This is a genomic window from Allosphingosinicella sp. (assembly GCF_059502505.1).
Genome location: NZ_JCACEU010000019.1, coordinates 384,000 through 405,673, shown reverse-complemented (window position 1 = coordinate 405,673; position 21,674 = coordinate 384,000). Strand labels below are relative to the sequence as shown.

22 protein-coding genes are annotated in these 21,674 nt (G+C 65.8%); 10 read left to right on the top strand and 12 right to left on the bottom strand.

Annotation, left to right across the window (positions count from 1 at the left end):
* Nucleotides 1-60: 60 nt before the first annotated feature.
* Complete coding sequence (locus AC5JBD_RS14515; protein ID WP_495722524.1) at nucleotides 61-456, bottom strand: hypothetical protein; 396 nt, start codon at nucleotides 454-456, stop codon at nucleotides 61-63.
* A gap of 408 nt (nucleotides 457-864) precedes the next feature.
* On the opposite strand from AC5JBD_RS14515, the gene AC5JBD_RS14510 reads away from it, so the two are divergent.
* The gene (locus AC5JBD_RS14510) at nucleotides 865-1,077 is read left to right on the top strand and encodes a helix-turn-helix transcriptional regulator (protein WP_495722523.1); all 213 of its coding nucleotides are present in this window, start codon (nucleotides 865-867) and stop codon (nucleotides 1,075-1,077) included.
* Nucleotides 1,078-1,240: 163 nt separating this feature from the next.
* Here AC5JBD_RS14510 and AC5JBD_RS14505 read toward each other — a convergent pair whose 3' ends face one another.
* Nucleotides 1,241-2,233 carry an LLM class flavin-dependent oxidoreductase gene (locus AC5JBD_RS14505; protein ID WP_495722522.1) on the bottom strand — a complete coding sequence of 331 codons (993 nt, stop codon included), beginning with the start codon at nucleotides 2,231-2,233 and terminating at the stop codon, nucleotides 1,241-1,243.
* A gap of 37 nt (nucleotides 2,234-2,270) precedes the next feature.
* Nucleotides 2,271-2,948: a nitroreductase gene (locus tag AC5JBD_RS14500; protein ID WP_495722521.1), complete on the bottom strand. Its 678-nt coding sequence runs from the start codon at nucleotides 2,946-2,948 to the stop codon at nucleotides 2,271-2,273.
* Between the two features lie 129 nt (nucleotides 2,949-3,077).
* Here AC5JBD_RS14500 and AC5JBD_RS14495 point away from each other — a divergent pair, with 129 nt between their 5' ends.
* Genes AC5JBD_RS14495 through AC5JBD_RS14485 form a run of 3 tightly spaced genes read left to right on the top strand, consistent with a single transcriptional unit; the run spans nucleotide 3,078 to nucleotide 5,080 of the window.
* A complete protein-coding gene (locus AC5JBD_RS14495; RefSeq protein ID WP_495722520.1) occupies nucleotides 3,078-3,506 on the top strand; it encodes a MarR family winged helix-turn-helix transcriptional regulator in 429 nt (142 codons plus the stop codon).
* The gene (locus AC5JBD_RS14490) at nucleotides 3,478-4,275 is read left to right on the top strand and encodes an NADPH-dependent F420 reductase (RefSeq protein WP_495722519.1); all 798 of its coding nucleotides are present in this window, start codon (nucleotides 3,478-3,480) and stop codon (nucleotides 4,273-4,275) included. Before AC5JBD_RS14495 ends, AC5JBD_RS14490 begins: the two co-directional genes overlap by 29 nt.
* Nucleotides 4,276-4,288: 13 nt before the next feature.
* A complete protein-coding gene (locus AC5JBD_RS14485) occupies nucleotides 4,289-5,080 on the top strand; it encodes an NADPH-dependent F420 reductase (RefSeq protein WP_495722757.1) in 792 nt (263 codons plus the stop codon).
* Nucleotides 5,081-5,333: 253 nt separating this feature from the next.
* Here AC5JBD_RS14485 and AC5JBD_RS14480 read toward each other — a convergent pair whose 3' ends face one another.
* Entirely contained in the window at nucleotides 5,334-6,248 is a 915-nt protein-coding gene (locus tag AC5JBD_RS14480) for a LysR family transcriptional regulator (RefSeq protein WP_495722518.1), read from the bottom strand.
* Here AC5JBD_RS14480 and AC5JBD_RS14475 point away from each other — a divergent pair.
* On the top strand, nucleotides 6,211-7,341 hold the full coding sequence (locus AC5JBD_RS14475; RefSeq protein WP_495722517.1) for an alpha/beta hydrolase: 1,131 nt from the start codon (nucleotides 6,211-6,213) through the stop codon (nucleotides 7,339-7,341). The two genes, AC5JBD_RS14480 and AC5JBD_RS14475, sit on opposite strands and share 38 nt — an antisense overlap.
* Nucleotides 7,342-7,509: 168 nt before the next feature.
* Here AC5JBD_RS14475 and AC5JBD_RS14470 read toward each other — a convergent pair whose 3' ends face one another.
* The gene (locus AC5JBD_RS14470; RefSeq protein ID WP_495722516.1) at nucleotides 7,510-8,766 is read right to left on the bottom strand and encodes a tyrosine-type recombinase/integrase; all 1,257 of its coding nucleotides are present in this window, start codon (nucleotides 8,764-8,766) and stop codon (nucleotides 7,510-7,512) included.
* A 280-nt stretch (nucleotides 8,767-9,046) separates the two neighbouring features.
* Between AC5JBD_RS14470 and AC5JBD_RS14465 the strand changes: the two genes are divergently transcribed.
* Nucleotides 9,047-10,009 (top strand): MDR/zinc-dependent alcohol dehydrogenase-like family protein, encoded by a 963-nt coding sequence (locus AC5JBD_RS14465; protein ID WP_495722515.1) that lies wholly within the window; start codon nucleotides 9,047-9,049, stop codon nucleotides 10,007-10,009.
* Nucleotides 10,006-10,995 carry a Gfo/Idh/MocA family protein gene (locus AC5JBD_RS14460; protein ID WP_495722514.1) on the top strand — a complete coding sequence of 330 codons (990 nt, stop codon included), beginning with the start codon at nucleotides 10,006-10,008 and terminating at the stop codon, nucleotides 10,993-10,995. The genes AC5JBD_RS14465 and AC5JBD_RS14460 overlap by 4 nt, the downstream gene beginning before the upstream one ends.
* Here the strand turns inward: AC5JBD_RS14460 and AC5JBD_RS14455 are convergent.
* Together AC5JBD_RS14455 and AC5JBD_RS14450 are read right to left on the bottom strand one after the other, a co-directional pair.
* On the bottom strand, nucleotides 10,992-13,286 hold the full coding sequence (locus tag AC5JBD_RS14455) for an EAL domain-containing protein (RefSeq protein WP_495722513.1): 2,295 nt from the start codon (nucleotides 13,284-13,286) through the stop codon (nucleotides 10,992-10,994). The genes AC5JBD_RS14460 and AC5JBD_RS14455 overlap by 4 nt on opposite strands.
* Before the next feature lie 33 nt (nucleotides 13,287-13,319).
* Nucleotides 13,320-14,963 (bottom strand): FecR family protein, encoded by a 1,644-nt coding sequence (locus AC5JBD_RS14450; RefSeq protein WP_495722512.1) that lies wholly within the window; start codon nucleotides 14,961-14,963, stop codon nucleotides 13,320-13,322.
* 184 nt (nucleotides 14,964-15,147) lie between these two features.
* Between AC5JBD_RS14450 and AC5JBD_RS14445 the strand changes: the two genes are divergently transcribed.
* Both AC5JBD_RS14445 and AC5JBD_RS14440 read left to right on the top strand, forming a co-directional pair.
* The gene (locus tag AC5JBD_RS14445) at nucleotides 15,148-16,809 is read left to right on the top strand and encodes a ShlB/FhaC/HecB family hemolysin secretion/activation protein (protein ID WP_495722511.1); all 1,662 of its coding nucleotides are present in this window, start codon (nucleotides 15,148-15,150) and stop codon (nucleotides 16,807-16,809) included.
* 44 nt (nucleotides 16,810-16,853) lie between these two features.
* Entirely contained in the window at nucleotides 16,854-17,822 is a 969-nt protein-coding gene (locus AC5JBD_RS14440; protein WP_495722510.1) for an NAD(P)H-dependent flavin oxidoreductase, read from the top strand.
* On the opposite strand, the gene AC5JBD_RS14435 is transcribed toward AC5JBD_RS14440, so the two are convergent.
* The 4 genes from AC5JBD_RS14435 to AC5JBD_RS14420 all read right to left on the bottom strand — a co-directional run bounded on the left by AC5JBD_RS14435 (nucleotide 17,819) and on the right by AC5JBD_RS14420 (nucleotide 20,186).
* On the bottom strand, nucleotides 17,819-18,253 hold the full coding sequence (locus AC5JBD_RS14435) for an acyl-CoA thioesterase (RefSeq protein ID WP_495722509.1): 435 nt from the start codon (nucleotides 18,251-18,253) through the stop codon (nucleotides 17,819-17,821). The genes AC5JBD_RS14440 and AC5JBD_RS14435 overlap by 4 nt on opposite strands.
* A complete protein-coding gene (locus AC5JBD_RS14430) occupies nucleotides 18,250-19,389 on the bottom strand; it encodes an iron-containing alcohol dehydrogenase (RefSeq protein WP_495722508.1) in 1,140 nt (379 codons plus the stop codon). Before AC5JBD_RS14430 ends, AC5JBD_RS14435 begins: the two co-directional genes overlap by 4 nt.
* 38 nt (nucleotides 19,390-19,427) lie before the next feature.
* Nucleotides 19,428-19,889, bottom strand: a complete 462-nt coding sequence (locus AC5JBD_RS14425; protein ID WP_495722507.1) for a DUF1465 family protein — start codon at nucleotides 19,887-19,889, stop codon at nucleotides 19,428-19,430.
* An 84-nt stretch (nucleotides 19,890-19,973) separates the two neighbouring features.
* Nucleotides 19,974-20,186, bottom strand: coding sequence for a DUF465 domain-containing protein (locus tag AC5JBD_RS14420; RefSeq protein WP_495722506.1), 213 nt, complete (start codon nucleotides 20,184-20,186; stop codon nucleotides 19,974-19,976).
* 151 nt (nucleotides 20,187-20,337) lie between these two features.
* Here AC5JBD_RS14420 and AC5JBD_RS14415 point away from each other — a divergent pair, with 151 nt between their 5' ends.
* Entirely contained in the window at nucleotides 20,338-20,496 is a 159-nt protein-coding gene (locus AC5JBD_RS14415; protein ID WP_495722505.1) for a YdcH family protein, read from the top strand.
* Between the two features lie 190 nt (nucleotides 20,497-20,686).
* Here the strand turns inward: AC5JBD_RS14415 and dksA are convergent, their stop codons facing one another.
* Nucleotides 20,687-21,151, bottom strand: a complete 465-nt coding sequence (gene dksA / locus AC5JBD_RS14410; protein ID WP_495722504.1) for an RNA polymerase-binding protein DksA — start codon at nucleotides 21,149-21,151, stop codon at nucleotides 20,687-20,689.
* Between the last annotated feature and the right edge of the window lie 523 nt (nucleotides 21,152-21,674).

The following is a 21,674-nucleotide window of genomic DNA, read 5'->3' as shown; positions in this document are numbered from 1 at the left end:
CTCGTCCGGTGACCGCCCCCTCCCCTCCAGGCGCGCCCCAGCCGCGCCAACCGAGCCGAATCAGGGCACCTCCAGGTCGACGAACCGGCTGCCGCGCCGCCCGCAGGAGGTGCAAGGTTCGGCGCGCCACAGAGGATCTTCCCTGATCTCTCGGAGATCCTTCGGCGCGGCGTCCAGCTGCTGGAAGCGGGAGGCGTCGATCATGAGGGCCTCTCCGCAGGCCTTACAGGCGAGGCGGATGCGGATTGCGTCAGCGATCGCCTCCTCGAGGCTGAACTCCCAGAGCCAGTCCGTAGGTATGTCGCGCGTGGTGATCGGCGGCCCGGCCTCGTTCTGGAGGCGCCGGAGATTGGCGATGTCATAGCCGCGCCCGCGGCAGGCGCGCGCGAAATTGGTCTCAGAGACGAGCGACAGAAGCCGGGTCGGCTGGCGTTCGAGCACCTCAAAGATCGGCACGTGCCCGTCGTGCAGGATTTCCTTGACCCCCTTCCTGACAGAGTCATGCGCCTGCGCCAGCTTCTCCGAAGTACGGAGATGATTGCGAACCCGCTTCCCGAACTGACGCCGGGACGTGAACGATGGCGCTCCCGCCCGGCAGCTCGCCGGGGCTCCCTCTCCTTTCGGCCCTCAGCCGCCGAACGTTTTCGCGAGCGAGGGCCGCGACTCGCGTCTGGAGCGCAAGCGGAAACCCACCGCCGCTGCGCGGGGGGCTCTGCCTGGCAGCCTTCGGGCGGCGCAGCGAACATGCCCGCCCGACGCATCGCACTACGTCTTCATGGAATCCTGTGCACCAACCCCTTGCGCCGGGACATCGCAAGACGGCTCCTGCCGCCCAAGGGGATGCCACAATCTCAGGAGCAAGCCGTGTCTAATAGCGAGGAGCGCATCATCCGCCTGAAGACAGTTCTCGAGCGCACCGGCCTCAGCCGGTCGACGCTCTACAGGAAGATCGGCCAAGGGACCTTTCCAAAGCAGATCCGCATCGCGGAGCGATGCGCAGGCTGGCGGCAATCCGCCGTTGACGCGTGGCTCAACAATCCCATGTTCTACAGCGCGGGTGATCATCCCGAACAGTGATGGCTCGGCACTCGACTATGTCGCAGCGGAGCCCTTGCGACCACGGTAGCACGATCGTGGCCGAGCGAAGACTGACTGCTTGGTCGACAATGTCCGCAAAGCGCAACAGCAGCCACTCAAACCCGCAAGGGCAGCTGCCAGAAGCGGACATCCGCACGGCTTCTTAGCGGGAAAAGGAGGAGCTCACGTCCGCGATGATCTCAAAGGATCTCAGCCGCTTTTCCGGGTCGAAGATGTCCGAGACGATCATGAGCTCATCGGCCCGGGTTCGCTCGATCATGCTCCGGATTCCATGCCGGACAGTCTCGGGGCTCCCGACGACGCTGCAGGCCAGCATCTGCGAGGCCTGAGTCTTCTCAAGTGGGGTCCAGTAGAGCTCGATGTCATCGATCGGCGGCTGCATCAGATTGCGCGCACCCCTGAATATGCCGGCGAACGACATTTGCTGTGAGGTCGCCAGCCGGCGAGCCTCTTCGTCGGTTTCGGCGGCAATCACATTGATCCCGACCAGCGCGTAGGGTGCACCTGACTGTTGCGAAGGCTTGAACCGCTCGCGATAGATACTGAGCGCGGTGTCCAAGGCTTGCGGCGCGAAGTGGGAAGCGAAGCCGTAGGGCAGCCCCAGCTCGGCCGCCAGCTGCGCTCCGAAGAGACTCGAGCCCAGGATCCACAGCGGGACGTTCGTATCCGAGCCGGGGACGGCCTCGATCCGCTGCCCGGGCCGAACCGGACCTAGGAACGCCTGCAGCTCGAGCACATCCTCGGGGAAGTGATCCGAATTGCTCGGATCGCGCCTCAAGGCTCGCAGCGTCATCTGATCGGTGCCCGGTGCCCGGCCGAGCCCGAGGTCTATACGCCCGGGGAAGAGCGTGGCCAGGGTGCCGAATTGCTCGGCGATCACATAGGGAGCGTGGTTCGGCAGCATGATGCCGCCTGCTCCGACCCGGATGGTCGAGGTTCCGGCAGCGATGTGCTGGATCACGAGCGACGTCGCGGCGGTCGTGACGGTCGGCATGTTGTGATGCTCTGCGACCCAGAACCTCTCGTATCCCCAGGCTTCGGCGTGGCGGGCGAGCGTTCTCGCCTCGTCGAGGGCGGCACGCCGGTCGCTCCCCTGTCGCACCCTGCCCAGTTCGAGAATCGATAAAGCGGTCATGACATCGTTCGTCCTGTTAGGCGCCTCGCCATCGGCTTCAATGATGGAAGACGACGCTGTCTTCGACAGGCGCCTTGTCGATCCGGTATGCGCTGCCCAATGCCTCGGTGTCGGGATAGCCAAACGAGATGCCGAACAGCATCTTCATGGATGGGTCGACGCCGAGCACCTCACGGATCGTCTCGGCGTAGAACCCCAGCATCGTCTGCGGGATTCCGCCGAGCCCGTGGGCGGTCAGGGACAGCAGGAACGTCTGGCCGTACATGCCGATGTCGCCAGCCGCTCGCACATTGTCACCGAAGGTGGGCATGAACAGCAGGGCCACATGCGGGGCGCCGAAGAAGTCGAGGTTGCGCCGAGCCGCAGTCCGACGATCATCAATGGCTTCGCGCGCGACACCGATCGCCTGGTAATAAGCGGCTCCCTGCGACTTGGCGCGCTGGCTGTAGATTCCATGGTAGTGGCCGAGGTCGAAGCTGAAATCCGGTGTCAGTTGCCCGGCCTCGTCGGCGGCGAGGATGGCTCTGCTGAGCGCATCCCTTTTCGCTCCTGAGACGATGTGGACCTGCCACGGCTGGGTGTTGCAGTTCGACGGCGCGTGCTGAGCATCTTCCACGACGGCGCGGATCAATGCGTCCGCTACGGGCGTGGGAAGGAAGCTGCGGACGGAATGGCGTTCACGAACAACGTCGCGGAACAGCTTGGACTCGGGCACTTGGGACCTCTCCGTGAGAAAGTTGCGAGGGGCAAAAGCATTGCGTGTCTCTCAATTAGGACTGAACGGGCAGCTTGCAATCCCGCAATGCGACATTAAATAGTGAACAACATAATAGGGCGATTGGGAATGTCGGTCGATCAGGAGAGCGTGGGAGCGCAGCTGTCGTTTGCCTTGTACGGCGCGGCCAACCGGGTGGTGCGGCTTCACAAGCCGTTGCTCGAGCCGCTGGGGCTTACCTTTCCGCAATATCTGGTGATCCTGGAGCTGCTGAACGGCGCCCCACGCACTGTTGGCCAGCTAGGCACGCGCCTAGGCATGGACACCGGCACGCTCACCCCTTTGCTCAAGCGGCTGCAAGCCGCCGGCATGGTGACCCGCACGCGCGATTTGAACGACGAGCGCCGGGTGCTGGTCGACCTCACCGAGGCGAGCCGCGCCATCGAGGCGGAGGTCCGCGCCGTCAACGGCCAGATCAAGGCAGCCTGCCAGCTGTCGGAAGCCGGCATTCGCGATCTTCACCGTGCGCTTGAGGCGCTGGGCCACCCCGCCGAATGATTTTCGCTCAACGGAATATGCAGCCATGAAAATTGGAATTCTCGGAGCCGGAACCATCGGCACCACGCTGGCCCGTAAGCTCGCTGCTGCCGGACACGAGGTGAAGGTCGCGAACTCACGCGGACCGGAGACGATCGCGCCCCAGGTGCTGGAGACCGGCGCGCGCGCCGCCACGGCAGAGGAAGCGGTGAGGGATGTGGACGTTGCGATCCTGTCCATGCCGCACACAGGTTTCGAAAAGGTCAGACCGCTGGTCGCGGCCTTGCCCGAGCAGACCGTGGTGATCGACACCTCCAACTATTTTCCGCAACGCGATGGCGTGAACCCGGCGATTGAGGCGGGACAGGTCGAGAGCGAGTGGATCCAGGACTATTTCGGACGACCGGTGGTCAAGGCCTGGAACGCGATCGGCACCGTGCCCTTTGCAGAGAACAGGAAACCCAAGGGGCACCCGGGCCGGGTCGCTATCCCCATAGCAGGTGACCGCGCCCGTGACCGTGAAGTCGCCATGGCGCTGATGGATGACACCGGCTTTGATGGTTATGACGCGGGGGCGCTTGCAGATTCTTGGCGCCAGCAACCCGGCTCGCCGGTCTACTGCACCAATCTGAGGTATGACGAGATCGCGCCTGCGCTCGCAGCAGCCGAGCGGGACCGGCTCCCGAAGCGTCGCGACCTCTCGGTCGCCATATTCTCAGAGCGCTTCGGCCCAGGGATGGACCCCGACGCCGCCACGATCATCAGGATCAGCCGCGTCCTGCAGATGTGAGACTCGGCGCGCGCTGCGCCGCCCGTCGCACGACGATTCCCAAATAGAAGGAACAGGCACAATGAAGATTGGTATTCTCGGAACAGGCTTCATGGGTAAGCACCTTGCCCGCAAGCTCGCTGCGGCGGGCCATGACGTGAAGGCCGCAAATTCGCGTGGCCCGGACACGATCGAAGCCGAGGTGCTGGAGACTGGTGCGACCGCAGCCACCGCCGATGACGTGGTGCTCGATGCGGAGGTCGTGATCCTGGCCATGCCCCACCCGGGGCACGAGAAGATCCGTGCCCTGATCTCAGGGTTGCCCGAGGAGACGGTGGTGATCGACATCTCCAACTACTTCCCCGGGCGCGACCCCGTGAACCCTGAGCTCGACGGGAGCAAAGCGGAGAGCGAGTTTGTCCGCGACTATTTCGGACGGCCGATCGCCAAAGCGTGGAACAACATCGGTATGGTGTCCTTCGAGACGAAGGGCCTGCCTAAGGGGCAAGCAGGTCGTATTGCGCTGCCGGTCGCCGGTGACCGGGCGCATGATCGCGAAGTGGCGATGGCGCTGGTGGAGGACACCGGCTTCGATGCCTTCGACGCCGGCGAGCTTGCGGACTCTTGGCGGCAGCAGCCCGGCTCGCCCGTTTACATCACCGACCTGACTCATGACGAATTGGCGCCGGCACTGGCATCGGCGGAGCGCGAGCGCCTTCCGCGACGCCGCGACATCTCCGCGCAGGTGTTCGCGGAGCGGGTGGGCGAGCGTGCGTCTCCTGACGCCGAGACGGTCGTGAAGATCGCCCGCGCGCTGTTCATGTGAGTGGCGGACTCCCGGTGTGATGACCGGGCGCCGTCTCGTCGGAAGCTGCCGTCGCTGAGTGGCGGACTGGAAGGGCAGCTATTCGCCTCTTGCCCCCGGAACCCGCCATTCCGCAAACGGCCATTTTCCGCCGTCCACGTCCCGCGTCGATTATGTGCCCTTCTGAGCCGTTTAGACGGCGGTGCCGAGTTCCTGCAAGCTGCCATTCAGTCAGTTCACACAGGATGAGAAGGGTCCGAGTTCTCGACCCTGTTCATCCGTTTAGATCCGGCTTCGTGTGGCAGAACTCGATGAACGCCCGTAGCTTGGGAAGCACGTGCTTCCTACTAGGAAAGAAAATGAAGAGGCCTGGGCTTTCGGGTAGGAACGGTTCCAAGCAGCTCGTCAGAGCCCCCTCGTCGAGCAGCTGTCGAACGGCATCCTCAGTGATGTAGGTGAGGCCCACCCCCGACACCGCCGCCGAGACGCACATCGCGGGTCCGTTGACGATGAGTGGCCCCTTGACCGCGATCGAAAAGGTTCGTTGGCCCTCCCGCCCTCGATCCTCGACAAACCCCCATCGATGGAGCGATCCGCCGAACAATCGTGCGTTGATGCAGGCGTGGTGTTCGAGTTGCTCGGGCCGCTCCGGCTTGCCGTGCTCCGCGAAATAGGCTGGCGAACCCACCACGACCTTGGGACAGGGTGGGGTCAGTCGGACGGCGACCATGTCCTGAGCGATCATCTCGCCAATCCGAATGCCGGCGTCGTATCCTTCCGCCGCCACATCCACGAAGCGATCTTCGAAGACCAGTTCCAGTTCGATATCTGGGTACGCGGCGGCGAAGCCCTTCAATACCGGGACCAAGACGGTATGTGCGACATAGGGGACGCTGAGGCGCAGCCGCCCCTGGGGTCTCGCCCCGACCCGCTGGGCCGCCTCAAAGGCCGCCTCAACCTGAGTCACTCCGACCAGCGCCTGTTCTAGGAAGAGCTCGCCGGCTTCGGTCAGGCCGACGGAACGCGTGGTTCTGGTCAAGAGCGGTGCGCCAACGCGCTTTTCCAAGCTCTTCACGCTCCAGCTTACCGCCGCCGGGGTGACACCCAGCTCTTTGGCGGCGGCGGTGAAGCTCCTTCGCTCCGCTACGCGCGTGAAGACCAGTATTCCGTCGAGTAGATCCGGCCTCATTTTCAAATCAGCCTTCAAAGCGCGTGAAAGTCAGCTGCGATTATCAATCCTGATGGAGATTACCATCTTGTCGGCAGGCCGCAACAGGAGGGCGCTCTTGTCCATATCACTCACGCGTCGAGCTTTCGGAGTCGGCGCCGGCGCGAGCGCCGTTCTCCTCAGCATAGGAAACGCCATGTCGAAGCCACTCACCGAGCGAGACGAACCCAAGCCCGAGAAGGTCAGCTTTTCGAGCGGTGATGGCGTGGCCGTCGCGAACCTGTTTCTCCCGCAAGACTACGATCCTTCGCGTCGCTATCCGGCGGTTGCCGTCGGTGGATCGTTGAGCTCCGTCAAGGAGATGATGGGCGGCCTCTACGCCGGCGAGCTTGCATGCCGGGGCATCATCGCGCTCGCCATCGACTATCGCAACTATGGCGAGAGCAGCGGCGCGAAGCGTCAATATGAGGACCAGGAATCGAAGGCCGAGGATTTGTCCGCCGCGCTCCGCTTCCTGAAGAGGCGCTCCGACGTTTCCGGCACAGGTCTGCTGGGCATCTGCACGTCAGGCGGCACGATCATGTATGCTGCGGCCAAGGATCCCAATGTCGGCGCGATCGCGGCCGTCGCAGGGATGTTCGGTGAGCCGTCGCTCATGGTAACCATGATGGGGCAGGAAGCCGTGGATCAGCGGAAGGCCGCCGGCATGGCCGCGCGCGTCCGCTACGATGAGACAGGCGTCATCGAGATCGTGCCGACCTATGAACCCGGCAACCCGCAGGCGGTAAGCGCCAGCGCGAGCGAGTATTACATGGACGAAAAGCGTGGCGGCGGCGTCCGGCCTTGGCGCAACGAGTTCGCGGTGATGGGATGGGAGCGCTGGCTGGAGTTCGATCCGATCTCACAAGCAGCCCGCGTCAGAGCCCCTGCGCTCTTAATCCATTCGGATGAGGCTGCGTTCCCGGATCAGGCTCGCAAGGCATACCGCCTTTTGGCTGGGCCTAAGGAACTGCGCTGGGCCGAAGGCAAGCATTTCGACTTCTACGACGACGCCGAAACGATCCGCCAGTCCGCCACCCTCATCGCGGATCACTTCCGGCGAGCGCTCGCCTGAGCGTCAAGCATGCGTGGCGTCCGCTTCAGAAGACGGATGTTCTGCTAGCCATGAAGCCGTACTTCCCAACACGGTATGGGACGGAAAAACAAAGCGACGCGCTGTCGGCAACTATTCGGGTTGCGGCGCCCGATAGCTGCCCGTCGGCAAACGGCCAAGATCGGCAGTTCACGCCGCCAGCGCGGTGAGCTGCGTCCGAGACCTCGCCCTGTGCAAGCGTGCGAGCCGCTTCAGCTCCCGTTCCCAGGCAGCCAAAGCTGCTTTCTTCTCGTGGAAGTAGTTATGGCGCTGGTAGACTCCGACGATCCCTGATCGCGATCCGGAGAGGTGGTTCAAGACGGCCTCGGTAACCTCAAGCCTCACTCCCAGCCGTTGCAATCCCGTCGCGAGGGTCCGCCGCAGATCGTGCAGCGTCCAATGCGGCACCGGGTGCCCAACTTCCTTCTCGAGCGACTCCCTGATCCGCCGCATGGCCTTGCTGAACCCGCTGGGGCTCATGTCCCAGTTGCCGCGGGCGGGCAGCAGCTTCTCGCTGCGCGTGTCCTTGAGCAGCTCCTTCACAATGGCTAGCGGCGCAGGAGTCAGTGGCACAAGGTGGGTTGCGCCATTCTTCGCCCGCTCCCGCGAGATCGTCCAAAGCTTCGCCTCCAGGTCGAACTCCGCCCGGTCCGCGTCGAACACCTCGTTGCGCCGCTGCCCCGTCAGCAGCAGCAGCTTGATGGCAGGCCCGAACGGCTTCCCCTCCCCTTCGAGCACGTGCCACAATGCGCCGATTTCCTGTTCGCTGAGCACGCGTTCCCTCGCCTTCGGCGCCGGCGGCCGCCCCGCGTCGCGGCATGGATTGGCCTGCAGCCGGTCGAGGCGCGGCATTGCCCACCCATAGAAGGAAGAGAGATAGCCCAGCGTCAGGCGAGCCATGACCGGAGCATTGCGGGCGATCTCGTCGATGAGCCTGGTGATCTCGCTGCGCGTGATCTGATCGGCCGCGCGGTCACCGAACTCGGGGAGGATGTGCCGCTTGAAGACGCGCTCGATCTCTCCGATCGACCGCAGCTGCGCCTTGGCCGCTTTGAATTCGGGCCAGAGCGCACTCACCGTCAGGGCAGCGGCCGAACGGCGGCGCGGCTGCGGCAGGGCCGCGAGCGGATCAGCCTTGGACTCGATGTCCGAGAGAAGCTGCCGCGCCTTCTTGCGCGCCTCGGCGAGGCCGAAGCGTCCGGAAAAGCGCCCCAGGGCCATGTTGCGGTACTTGCCCGCTACCCGCTTGCGCAGGACGAAGGACTTCGTCCCGGATGTGCCGACCCGCACGCGAAGGCCGGGCACGGACTTGTCGCGCACCTCGATCTGACCGGACTTGGGCCGCCTCAGATCGCGGATCTTGGCGTCCGTGAGGACGACGGGTTCGGGGGGTGCTACCTTGGACATGGGCCGGCGCCTTTCCGATCAGCGGGTCCCGCCGGAAAAGCCGCTACCTTAGGTAGCACCTGCCCGGGACGCCTTGGGAAACTCTTGGAAAGAATAGCTCGCAAGCTATTGGGAAGAAAAGATGCTGGGACGTCCTCGGACACCCTTTGTTCCCGCTCTTAATCAGCGGGTCCTAGGTTCGAGCCCTAGTGCGTCCACCACCGCTCCTTCGTTTCACCGCTGGAACAAGCCCTTCCGCGGCGCATTGTAACGGCGAACGAGGATGGAGATTTCAGACAGCATGAACATGATGAAGGCCGCGGTGCTCGCCGGGCCGGGCGAAGTGCGTATCGACGATGTGGCGCGGCCGGAGCCGGGGCCGGGGCAGGTGCGCGTGCGGCTCGAGGGATGCGGCGTTTGCGCGTCCAACCTGACGCCATGGGCGGGTCCCGAATGGATGCAGTTTCCGACCGAGCCGGGCGCTCTGGGGCATGAGGGTTGGGGCGTAGTCGACGCGGTTGGTGACGGTGTCGAAGAGCTGAAAGTGGGCGACCGCGTCGCCGCGCTCTCGTACAAGAGCTACGCCGAATATGATCTCGCCGAAGCGGAGGCGGTGGTGCCCCTGCCCGCCTCGCTCGCCAGCCAACCCTTTCCGGGTGAGCCGCTCGGCTGCGCCTTCAACATCTTCAGACGCGCCGACATCAAGGCTGGGCAAGATGTTGCGATTATTGGCATTGGTTTCCTCGGCGCGAACCTGACGCGGCTGGCGACCGATGCGGGCGCGCGTGTCATCGCCATTTCCCGGCGCCCTTTCTCGCTCGACGTGGCACGCCGGTTCGGCGCCGGCGAGACGATCCCGATGGAGGATCACAACGCCATCATCGCCGAGGTGAAGGAACTGACCGGCGGCCGCTTCTGCGACCGAGTGATCGAGACTGTCGGCAAGCAATGGCCGCTCGACCTCGCCGGGGAGCTTACCGCGGAGCGCGGGCGCCTGATCGTCGCCGGCTACCATCAGGACGGACCGCGGCAGGTCAACATGTGGCTTTGGAACTGGCGCGGCATCGACGTCATCAACGCCCATGAGCGCGATCCCAGGGCTTATGCCGAGGGCATCAGGGAAGCGGTTGAGGCGGTTGCCTCGGGACGGCTCGATCCCTCCCCGCTCTATACCCACCGCTATCCGCTCGACCGGCTCGGCGAGGCGCTCGACGCCACCCGCGACCGGCCGGACGGGTTCCTGAAGGCATTGGTGACGCCTTGACGCCGCGTCCCCGGATCGGCTTCCTCGGCGTCGGCTGGATCGGCCGGCACCGGATGGAGGCGATGCTTGCCACCGGCGCCATCGACGTCGCCGCGATTGCCGACCCGTCGCCCGAAATGCTGGCCGAGGCGGCGAAGCTCGCGACCGACGCCGTGCATGCTTCCACTCTCGAAGAACTGCTCGACTGCAGCCTCGACGGCGTCGTCATTGCGACGCCGAGCGCGATGCATGCCGAGCAGGCTATCGCTGCGCTCGAACGAGGCGCCGCGGTCTTCTGCCAGAAGCCGCTCGGCCGCAACGCTGCCGAGGCGCGGGCCGTGGTCGACGCCGCCCGCACTGCGGACCGATTGCTCGCCGTCGACCTGTCCTACCGCTTCACCGAAGGCATGCGCCGCATCCGCGAGCTGATCGATACGGGTGAACTGGGGCGCGTCTACGCGGCCGATCTCGTGTTCCACAACGCCTACGGGCCGGACAAAGCGTGGTTCTACGACCCTGCCCTCGCCGGCGGCGGCTGCGTGATGGATCTTGGCGTCCACCTCGTCGATCTCGCGCTATGGAGCCTTGATTTTCCAAGGCTTGTGGGTGCTACCTCGAAGCTGTTCTCAGGTGGAGAGCCGCTCCGAAATCAAGCCGACCGGGTGGAGGACTATGCGCTGGCGACGCTCGAGCTGGAGACGGGGGCGGTGGTCCAGCTCTCCTGCTCGTGGCGGCTGCAGGCGGGGACCGATGCGATCATCTCGGCGGCCTTCTACGGCACCGAAGGCGGCGCCCGGCTCGCCAACACTGGCGGCTCTTTCTACGACTTCACGGCCGAGCGCTTCCGCGGCACCGCGCGCGAGATGCTCGCCGAGCCGCCGGACGCCTGGGGCGGGCGCGCCGCCGGCAATTGGGCGACGCGCCTTGCCGCCGGCGAGCGCTTCGATCCGGAGGCCGAGCGACTGGTCGACGTGGCGGAGGCGCTGGACCGGATCTACGGCCGTTAGGCTGCGGCGGCGGGCCGCGTCTGCTCGCGCAGGAAGTCCGCCATGGCATCGGCGGCCATAGGCCGGCCGATATAATAGCCTTGCGCGGTGTCGCAGCCCATCTCCGTCAACAGCCTGAGGCAGTCTGCATCTTCGATGCCTTCCGCGACGATCTTCATGCCGAGCTCATGCGCCAGCGCGACGGTGGAGCGGACCATGATGGCGTTACGTGGATCGCTGCCGATCGTCTGGACGAAGCTCTTGTCGATCTTGAGCTCCGTCGCGGGGAGCTTCTGCAGGTAGTTGAGCGAGGACTGTCCGGTGCCGTAATCGTCGATCGAGATGTTGACGCCAAGCGCGCGCCAGCTCTCCAGCGCGGCGATCGCCCGCTCCGGGCTGTCCATCGCGGCCGATTCGGTCACTTCGATCGTCACCTGGTCGGTCGGCAGCCGGCTGCCCTGGAGGATCTGGCGGACGATCTCGATGAATTCGTGATCGGTCAGCAGGGTCGCGGAAACGTTCACCGCCACGCCGATCGGGTGCCCGGCCTCCTCCCATTCGAGCGCATCCTCGATCGCCTGCTCGAGAACATGGACGGTGAGGTCGCGGGCGCGGCCATGCTCCTCGATCAGCGGGATGAAGCTGTCGGGCGCAATCGGACCGCGCTCGTCGTGGAGCCAGCGCACCAGCGCCTCGGCGCCGATGATGCGCCCTGAAGCGAGATCCAGCTTGGGCTGATAGGCATTCCAGAGCTGGCCCGACGTCATCGCAAGGTCGAGTTCGGCGACCAGCGAGAGATGCCAGTTGGCGGTCTCGCCATCCTCCTCGGTAAAGCGCTGCCAGCGCGCACCCTTCTGCACGGCCTGGAAAGCGGCGAGCGAGGCATTGGCCACGAGCTGTTGCGGATCGCCGCCGCCGGTCGCGAGGCCGAAGTTAAGCGACACGTCGACCAACCGCCCGCAGTCGACGGGGGAGCGCATCACGGCCGCGATCGCCTCGATCCGGTCCTCCAGGCTGATCTCGTCGCCGCTGCCCTCGATCCAGGCGAGGGTCGCATCGTCGACGCGGAAGATCGTCTTCTCGTCATGGGCGAAGCGCAGCCGGTCGGCGATACGGTTGACGAGATTCGCCGCCGCCGCCGGCCCGAGCCCGGCCGCGATGGTCGCGAAGCGGTCGATCCGTGCCACGACAACGTTGGCCGACCCGCGCCGGTCAGACGCCACCTTGGCGAGCGCGCGAAGATTGGGCAGGCCGGTATCGGGATCCTTCGTTGAGCGCCGCGCCTCGTCGTAGAGATAGGCCCCGGCGATCATCGCCGCGATCAGCATCGCCGCCAGCGCCGGCGCGACCGGCAGCGTCATCGCGAACGCCGCCTCCGTCGCCAGCGGCAGCGCCAGGATCGTTGCCCCCGCCGCGGCGAAGGCGGCGATGCGGCGAGCCCGCGGTCCGGGACGCACAGCGTTGAGGATGCTGAGCAGCGCGATCAGCAGCGGCCACAATCCGCTCGCCCTGGTCGGCACCGGGCCCGCCATCAGCGTCTCGGCAGCCAGCGCCTGGATCACCACGCCCGGGATGACTCCATGGCGCGGGACCGCATAGCGATCCCAGATCTCGACAGCGGTCGCTCCAACCACGATCCGCTTGCCGGCGAGCTGCTCCTTCGGAATTCGCCCGTTGATCAGATCGATCATGCTGTGGCGGGGGATGGAGCTCGGCTCGATCGAGAAATCGATTTCGAAATCCCTGCCGATCTCCGCATTCTTTTCGGCGATCATGCTCGCCAGCGAAGGTCGTGGCACGCCCTTGGTCTCGACGCCCAGCAGCATGCTTCGGACGCTTCCGTCCGCGTCGGGAACGACGTTGACGGCGGCGAGAAACGCTTTGTCCGCAAAGGCCTTGGCGGGGACGCTGTCGACATAGTCCGAGCTTCCGGCGCCCGCCTGCTGGCGCAGGGTCGGTAGGATCACGCTCCGGTCTGCACGGAGCAACGCGGCAGCAAGGGCCGCATCCTCGCGCGGATCGGACGTGGCCGAGAAGTCGACGTCGAACGCGATCGAACGCGCGCCCGCCTGATGGAGGCGGTCGATAGCGGCGGCATGAACGCTGCGCGGCCACGGCCAGCGGTCGATGCTGGCGATGCTGCGGGCGTCGATCTCGATGACGTGGACCTCGCCGCTCGCCGGATGGGAGCGGATGGCGTCGCGGAGCTCACGCAGGCTGTGATCGATCCCGCCGACGAGGCCGGTCGCCAGCGAGAGCAGCCCGAATCCAGCGGCGGCCCCGAGCAGGAGGGGCCGCCGTCGATCGATCAAATGAGAGCTTGAGCCTCCAGCCACGACACTGGCTCAGCCGACGGTGTCGGTCAGAATGCTCGGCATTTCCGTGATCAGTTGGGCATCGACATTGTCTTTGCCCCGGCTGCTCTTGTCGTCGTCGTCGCCGCGATCATCGTCATCGCCGCGATCGTCGTCATCGCCGCGATCGTCGTCACCGCCGCCCTTCCCCGGGCCGCTATCGTCATCGTCGTCACCGCCCTTGCCCGGCCCGCCATCATCGTCGTCATCATCGCCGCGGCCACCATCATCGTCCTTGCCGGGCTTGTCGTCGTCGTCGTCCTTGCCGGGCTTGTCGCCGTCGTCGTCCTTGCCGGGCTTTCCGCCGTCGTCATCCTTGCCCGGCTTGTCGTGGTCGTGGTCCTTGCCGGGCTTGTCGTCGTCGTCGTCGTCCTTGCCGGGCTTGCCGCCATCGTCGTCCTTGCCGGGCTTGTCGCCGTCGTCGTCCTTGCCGGGCTTGTCACCGTCGCCCTTGCCCGGCTTGTCGCCATCGTCGTCCTTGCCTGGTTTGTCGTCGGGCTTGCCGACGTCATCGGGCTTCTCCGGATTATCCGGCTTGTCACTATCATCGGGCTTGCCGGGATCAGCGGGCTTGCCGGGTTCACCGGGTTTGCCCGGATCGGCAGGCTTGCCCGCATCGTCAGGCTTGCCCGGGTCGCCGGGCTTGCCAGGATCTTCCGGCTTTCCAGCATCGTCCGGCTTGCCAGGGTCGCCCGGCTTGCCCGGATCTTCCGGCTTGCCGCCGCCCGGCTTGTCCGCATCATTGGGCTTGCCGGGCTCTTCCGGTTTGGCGGGATCGGCAGGCTTGCCGGCATCATCGGGCTTGCCGACATCATCCGGCTTGCCCGGATCTTCCGGCTGTGCGCCGCCGCCGCCGCCGGACGTCGGCAGCTCGATTTCCTCGGCCGCGCGGCTCTGGGCGATGAAGTCGGCCTGCACCATCTCGGCCGCCGATCCGCCTTCCAGCATGCCCCCGGTCGCTTCCTCGAGCGAGAACGGCTCCTCGGTGATGACCGCGGCGATGCGGACCGGCTCCGGCACCGCCGGCGTGGTTACCAGGCTGGCCGCGGGCGCATTCTCCGACCTCAGCACCTTGGTCTCGTCGCCCTGCACCGTCAGCTTATAGACGTCGCTCTTGCCGACCGTCGCGACCACGCCCGGCCGCACCAGATCGGAAGCGCCGCCGTCCAGCGTCGACACCTCGACCGCGCCTTCGGTCACCTTCACGTCCGCGCCTTCCTGGCCGACCGTTACGGTAAAGGTCGTGCCCTTCACGACTGCGGCGAGGTACGGCGTCTGGACGCCGAAATGCGGCGTGCTCTTCTTCTCGATCTTGAACAGGGCCGAGCCCCAATCCTCGATCAGCTGCATGATCTTGTTGGGGCTGTCCGCCGCCGGCACGCGGATGCGGGTGCCCGGCGAGATCACCACGAATTCCTGGCCGCGCACGATCACCGCTCGCGCCCCGCGCGCCGTCGTGATCATCGCTCCCGATGCGAGCAGCGCGCCCTTGGTGGCCGCACGGGATCGCCCGCCTTCCGAAAGCTGCACATTGCCGCTGACTTCGCTCACCTTCCATTCGGGAACGGCGGCGATGGCGCTGGTGCTCATCAGTGCGAGAGCCGGCACGGTCCCCAGTATCAGCTTCCGAATCATGGGCGGTCCCCCGGAAATCAGCCGCAAAAGGATGCGCGGCCGCGTTGATCGATGACCAAAAAGTATGCGTTCAAGCTTGCCGGGAAGTGAAAACCAGCGGTTAACGCGGTCCTCACCAAGTCTTTGAGATAACGAAAAATTCAACTCTCCCAATTAGCTTGCCCTCTGAACGGCGAGCGGGCGGATGCGATACACCTTGTTAACCTGGATGCTGATGAGCCTCGCGGCGGTGCCGGCAGCGGCTACGACGACCGGCGCGCAGAATCCCGTCGATCGCTCCGATCCTTCCGTGGTCGAGCAGGAGCTGAAGGACCCGCGCGAGGTCCTGCGGAAGGAAGACGGCGCCGCGACTCCGCTCCTCGATCGAGATGGAGCGGGTCAATCCGCGCTGACTCGGCCGGTCAGGATCGACACCCTCAGGATCAGCGGCTCGGTCGCCATCCCCAGCTCTGCTTACCTGGCCGCCGCCGCGCCATTCCTCGGCCGTGACCTCGCTGCCCGCGATCTGCGCGCACTTGCCTCCACGATAGCGCGCGTCGCCCGCCGCGCCGGCTACGGCCTCGCCACCGCCTGGGTCCCGGAGCAGACGATCGAGGGCGGCGAACTCGTCCTGGTGGTGGACGAAGGACGCGTGGACGAGATCTCCGCATCGGGCGCCGCCACCGCTTCGGTGGAGGCGCTGCTCGCCCCACTCGCTACGGGGAACCCGATCCCGACCCGCTGGCTGGAGAAGCGGCTTCTCCTCGCCGGCGACCTTCCCGGCGTCACGGTGGGCAAGGCACGGCTCGAGCGCCGCAACGGCCGCAACCTGCTGGTGGTCCGTACCTGGCTGGACCGGACCGAAGGCGGCGTCGTTCTCGACAATTGGGGTTCCGACACGGTCGGTCCCGTCCGAGCGCAGGTCGCGCTGGCGCTCAACCGGCTGCTCGGCATCGGCGACCGACTCACCTTGAGCGCCGTCGGCACGCCGCTGCAGCCCGACGAGTTCGGGCTCGTCCGCGCGGCTTACGACACCGTCGTCGACAGCGAAGGCACGGTGATCAGCGTCAGCGGCTATGCCGCACGGTCCGAGCCCGGCGGCATCCTCTCCGATCGCGACTTCGAAGGCCGCAGCCTCGAAGCGACCGTGGGCGTCAGCCACCCCGTCCTCCGTCGCCGTGCTTTGAGCCTGTGGACGGACGTCGAGTTCAACCTGCGCGACGCCGAGCAGACGCGGGAGGACATCCTCGTCCGCGACGATCGCCTCGCCATGCTCCGGGCCAGCAGCTTCGTCGTTGCCAGAGTGGGCGAAGCACGCTTGCGCGCACGCCTTACCTTCACCCGCGGCCTCGGCATCTTCGATGCGACGCACGCAGGCGATCCGCTCGCCTCGCGCGACGAGGGAAGCGCCGTCTTCTCAAAAATGGACCTTTGGACGCGCCTCGATGTTCCGCTCGGCGGCCCGTTCAGCCTTCAGCTTACGGGCGAAGCGCAGGCTGCCTCGCGCGCCCTGCTCTCCAGCGAGGAAATGGGCCTCGGCGGTCGCTATTTCCTGCGCGGCTACGATTATCGCGAATTTTCGGGCGACAAGGGCATTGCCGGTTCGGCCGAGCTGCGCTTCGATCTTCCTCGCCCGGCGACCCCGCTCCGCGGCGCCCAGCTCTACGCCTATGCTGATGCCGGAAGCGTCGGCAATTATGACGGCGGCAGCGGCGGCGGCTCGCTCGTCTCGGCCGGCGGCGGCGTCCGCATCCGGCTCGGACCCAGCCATGAGGCGGCTTTCGAAGTGGGCGTTCCTCTGAAAGACGGCGCGTTCGGCGAGTCGCACGACCCGCGGCTGTCCTTCGTCATCGGCAGCCGTTTCTAACCCGTCACGTTGACGCGCAAGGCGCCGTCGCTAAGGGTGTCGCCATGACGCTGCCGCCGCCGCTCACCCGCCTTCGCCTGCCGGTGATCGGCGCCCCGCTCTTCATCGTTTCCAATCCTGACCTGGTCATCGCGCAGTGCAAGGCCGGGATCGTCGGCTCCTTCCCGGCGCTCAACGCGCGGCCGCAGTCGCTGCTCGACGAATGGCTCCACCGCATCACCGAGGAACTGGCCGCCTGGGACCGCGACAACCCTGACCGGCCGGCAGCGCCCTTCGCCGTCAACCAGATCGTCCACCGCTCCAACGACCGGCTCCAGCAGGACATGGCGACCTGCGCCAAGTGGCGGGTGCCGATCGTCATCACGTCGCTCGGGGCGTTGGTCGAGGTGAACGAGGCGGTGCACGGCTGGGGCGGCATCACCCTCCACGACATCATCAACGACCGCTTCGCCCGCAAGGCGGTTGAGAAAGGCGCCGACGGCCTGATCGCCGTCGCGGCGGGCGCCGGCGGCCATGCCGGCACGCTCTCGCCGTTCGCGCTCGTCCAGGAGATACGCGAGTGGTTCGAGGGGCCGCTGATCCTCTCAGGGGCGATCGCCAACGGCCGCTCGATTCTCGCTGCCCAGGCGATGGGCGCCGACTTCGCCTATATCGGCTCCCCCTTCATCGCGACTGAAGAAGCCGCTGCAAGCACCGAATATAAAAGCGGAATTGTCGAAGGTCGTGCAGCCGATATTGTCTATTCCAGCCTCTTCACCGGCGTGCACGGCAACTACCTCCGCCAGTCGATCGCCGCCTCGGGGCTCGACCCGGACAAGCTTCAGGAAGGCGATCTCAAGACGATGGACTTCGGCGGCGGCGAGAGCGCCAAGAAGGCGTGGCGCGACATTTGGGGTTCGGGCCAAGGCATCGGCGCGATCCGCGAGGTCCAGCCGGCGGCCGACTATATCGCCCGCCTCGCCCGCGAATATGAGGCCGCTAAGGCCGAACTCAGCCGCAAGACCCGCTTCTAGCCGGTAATGCTTTCGAACGCCTGACGCCATGCAGGCGGCAGCTCAGCCGGACGGCGGCTCTCGCGGCCGACATAGACGTGGACGAAATGCCCTTCCGCGGCAGCCTCGTCGTCCTGCCGGGCAAAGACCCCGAGGCGATACCGGACGCTGGACGTCCCGACGCTCTCGACTGCCAAGCCGACTTCGATGGGCTGCGGGTAAGTGAGCGGCTTCGCATAGCGGCAGCCGGTCTCCACGACCAGGCCGATCGGATCCCCGCCCACCACGTCGAGCAGCCCCTGCTCGATCAGCCACGCATTCACGGCGGTGTCGAACCAGGCATAAAAAACGACATTGTTGACGTGCCCATAGGCGTCATTGTCTGCCCAGCGCGTCCCGATCTCGCGCCAGACCTTGTAATGCTCCCGGCCCTTGAACGGCGCGCGGCTCAAAGCGCCGCCTCGTAGAGGCGCCGCGCATCCGCCTCAGTGATGGGACACGGATTGTTCACCAGCAGCCGATCCTGCTTCATCGCTTCGCTCGCGAGCAGGTCGAGATGCTCGGCACCCACTCCCACCTCGCGCAGCCGCCGCGGCACGCCGGCCGCCGCCGACAGCGTCTCCAGCGTCTTGATCAGCCCGTTCGCCTGCGCCTGCATGCCCTGCGCCGCCAGCGCCGGCTGGAGCAGCACGCCAAGCTCCGCATAAGCCGGCATCGCCGCATGCATATTGTGCCCCAGCACATGCGGCAGCATCAGCGCGTTCGAGAGGCCGTGCGGCACGTGGAAATGCCCGCCGAGCGGATAGGCCAGGGCATGCACCCCCGCCACCGGCGCATTGGCAAAGGCGACGCCGGCGAGATGTGCGCCGAGCAGCATCGCCCCCCTCGCCTCGCGATCATTCGGCTCGTCGCACGCCCGCAGGAAATTCTCCCTGAGCAGCCGAAGCGCCTCGCGCGCCAAGAGGTCCGACATCGGGTTCTTGAGCCGCGCCGACGTATAGGCCTCGATCGCATGGACCATCGCGTCGATGCCGGTCGCCGCCGTCACCTCGCGCGGCAGGCCGATTGTCAGCTCCGCATCCAGGATCGCCCAGTCGGGTTCCAGCGGCCAGCTATTGACGGCGAGCTTCAGGCTGGTGCCGACGGTGATCACGCTGATCGGCGTCGCCTCCGAACCCGTCCCCGCCGTGGTCGGCACCAGCACCAGCGGCAGCCGTGCACCCGTCGCCTTGCCGACGCCCCAGATCTCCTCGAGATCGTCGCCGCTGCCGATCAGATAAGCAGCGAGCTTGGCGACATCCATCGGACTGCCGCCGCCGAACCCGACCACCGAGGCACAGTCCTTCCCCGCCTCCACCGCAGCCAGCAACGTAGCCTGTGAAGGATCTGGTTCCACCGCGTCGAAGATGACAGGTTCTATCCCGCCCTCGCTCAATGCTTCCAACGCGGCGTCGGCGAGGCCGAGCTCCCGAAGCTTCGCGTCGGTTACGAAGAGGCATTGCCCTCCCGGCAACAGCCCACCGAGTCTTCCCACCGACCCCGCACCGGAGATCAGCTTCGGTCCGTAAGTGAATTCGTACGCCTTCATCGCCCCGGCTTAGCGGGCGCGGGAGACCGAGTCCAAGATCAGAGCGAGCGCTCCAGCCGGCTCATCAGGCTCCGCGCGGGGCTCGGCTTCGGCTCGGCCTCGACGCTGCCTTCGTCGAGGCGGCTCACACGGGCGAACAGTTCCTGGCTCGCCTTCACGAGATGGACTGCGCCGTCCGGCAGCTTCCCCACCACCGTCTCGTCGCTGACCGGCGCATCGCCGAGTCGCCGCGTCTTCGCCCGACCCTGCGCCGGGGTCAGTTCGCCCGCCTCGACCGCTCGCTGGGTCAGCAGCCAGGCGATGACGTGCATCAGCCGCGTCGTCACCTTCAGCGACTCGACCGAAAAGCCGACCCTCAGCAGCGGGTCGAGCGCCATCCGGTCGTCGCGGCCGTTGCGGTCGAAATAGGCGCGCGCCTCGTCGGCGAGCACCATCGCCTCGACGTAAAGCGAGTCGACGAGCTTGGGTGTCAGGCGGGCGCGGATCGGAGTCGTGCTCATGGATGCAGAGCCTGCCACAGCGGGCGGCGGCGGTGAACGGCCAATCAATGCGAACGGGCACTCGTCCCGCCGCAGAACAGAAGCTCAGGCAATTATGTCCGGGATGAGGATGTCCTCGAGCGCGCTGATCTCGTCCCTGAGCCTCAGCTTGCGCTTCTTCAGCCTGGCGATCTGGAGTTGGTCCTGGCCCGCCGCTGCGCGCAGCGCCTCGATCGCGGCGTCGAGATCACGATGCTCCATCCTCAGCGTGGCGAGCCGCGCCGTCGCGGCCGCCTCCTGTGCTTCCATATCGCTCATGCCCCCAACGGCCGCTACTCAACGCTCCGCAACTGGGCTATAGATAGTCCATCAACGGATCGTCGTATATATCGGGCGACCGTCCGACCGGCGGGAGACAAAGGTCTCAGGGGATGTTCTAACGGCCACATCACAAGCGAAGGAGATGGGAATGCAGAACGCGCATATCTCGGCACTGCAGAGCAAGCATGCTGATCTCGATGCCCGCATCAGCCAGGAAAATTTGCGACCGCACCCCGATTATGCGACTCTCTCCCGCCTCAAGAAAGAAAAGCTGAGGGTCAAGGAAGCGATCGTCGGCATCGCCTGAACTGACCGACATCCGATAACCTGAACAGCCTCAGCCCCACTCGATTGAGTCGGGGCTGAGTAGCCGCTTCATAATGGCTCAACGCCGGCGACGGGCTGAAGCCTGAGATTGCCGCAAAGGAGCTGAGAGGCGGCAACCGCCCAAGCCTGTCCCCGAAGGCCTCCCCTGCCGAAGCAGGGGAGAATCCAATTCAGTCGTCGCGGCTGACGCGCTCGTTGCGCTCGTGCCGCTCCTGGGCCTCGACGGTCATCGTCGCGACCGGACGCGCTTCCAGGCGGGCCAGCGAGATCGGCTCGCCGGTGACCTCGCAAAAGCCATATTCGCCCTGCTCGATCCGGCGCAGCGCTGCGTCGATCTTGCTGATCAGCTTGCGCTGACGATCGCGGGTGCGAAGCTCGATCGCCCAATCGGTCTCGCTCGACGCACGGTCGGTGAGGTCGGGCTCGCGCATCGGCCCGCTCTTCAGCTGGGCCATGGTGTCGCGCGATTCCTTGACGATCGCCTCTTTCCAGTTGAGCAGCTTCTGCCGGAAATATTCCAGCTGAAGCGGATTCATGAATTCCTCGTTCGCGCTCGGCTGGTAACCCGTCTCCGGAACCACCCCGCGCGCGACGCCATATTGACTGTCGTAGATGCCGCTAATTGCCGTAGCCATAACCCCTCCGCTCCTCTGCGGCCGGTGGTACGGACCGAGCCGCGAACCAAGTGCGCCGCCCGTCTTTGTAAGCGGGATTTGTCGGCGCTTGCCCCAGCGCGCCTATACGCGTGCGAACGGCATCATACAAGTCACTCAAAAAGCGGTCGAAAAGCTCTCCCATTTTGAGGCGGCGGCGTGACATATTTGTCCCGTTGACGGGCGGCGGCGTGCGGCGGGACCACTATTCTGCCGCCTCCGACTCGAAGCCGCCGCAGCTGCGACAAAGCTCCTCGTCCCGGCCATTAACCATGTCGTTCAGTCAAGTGCGGCAGCCCTGAAGTTCATAAGGTCCGCCACTCTGTTCAGTTATGGGACGGAACCAGTCAGACGGCTCGAATCGGGGCGCTTTTACTGGTTAACGACTTGAACTCCGGGGCCGCTTTGGCATTGGTCGAGAGAGGTTAGAGGCAGCCTGAGAGTAGCGGATCCTCCTCTATTCGCGGCCGCCCAGGAACAGGGTGCGTAGCATGTCCGTCAAAAT

Bases quoted from the DNA above. Each gene is read 5' to 3' on its own strand.
- AC5JBD_RS14505 (WP_495722522.1), bottom strand. From the start codon at position 2,233: ATGACCGCTTTATCGATTCTCGAACTGGGCAGGGTGCGACAGGGGAGC.
- AC5JBD_RS14495 (WP_495722520.1), top strand. From the start codon at position 3,078: ATGTCGGTCGATCAGGAGAGCGTGGGAGCGCAGCTGTCGTTTGCCTTG.
- AC5JBD_RS14480 (WP_495722518.1), bottom strand. From the start codon at position 6,248: ATGAGGCCGGATCTACTCGACGGAATACTGGTCTTCACGCGCGTAGCG.
- AC5JBD_RS14470 (WP_495722516.1), bottom strand. From the start codon at position 8,766: ATGTCCAAGGTAGCACCCCCCGAACCCGTCGTCCTCACGGACGCCAAG.
- AC5JBD_RS14465 (WP_495722515.1), top strand. From the start codon at position 9,047: ATGAACATGATGAAGGCCGCGGTGCTCGCCGGGCCGGGCGAAGTGCGT.
- AC5JBD_RS14450 (WP_495722512.1), bottom strand. From the start codon at position 14,963: ATGATTCGGAAGCTGATACTGGGGACCGTGCCGGCTCTCGCACTGATG.
- AC5JBD_RS14445 (WP_495722511.1), top strand. From the start codon at position 15,148: ATGCGATACACCTTGTTAACCTGGATGCTGATGAGCCTCGCGGCGGTG.
- AC5JBD_RS14440 (WP_495722510.1), top strand. From the start codon at position 16,854: ATGACGCTGCCGCCGCCGCTCACCCGCCTTCGCCTGCCGGTGATCGGC.
- AC5JBD_RS14430 (WP_495722508.1), bottom strand. From the start codon at position 19,389: ATGAAGGCGTACGAATTCACTTACGGACCGAAGCTGATCTCCGGTGCG.
- AC5JBD_RS14425 (WP_495722507.1), bottom strand. From the start codon at position 19,889: ATGAGCACGACTCCGATCCGCGCCCGCCTGACACCCAAGCTCGTCGAC.
- AC5JBD_RS14420 (WP_495722506.1), bottom strand. From the start codon at position 20,186: ATGAGCGATATGGAAGCACAGGAGGCGGCCGCGACGGCGCGGCTCGCC.
- AC5JBD_RS14415 (WP_495722505.1), top strand. From the start codon at position 20,338: ATGCAGAACGCGCATATCTCGGCACTGCAGAGCAAGCATGCTGATCTC.
- dksA (WP_495722504.1), bottom strand. From the start codon at position 21,151: ATGGCTACGGCAATTAGCGGCATCTACGACAGTCAATATGGCGTCGCG.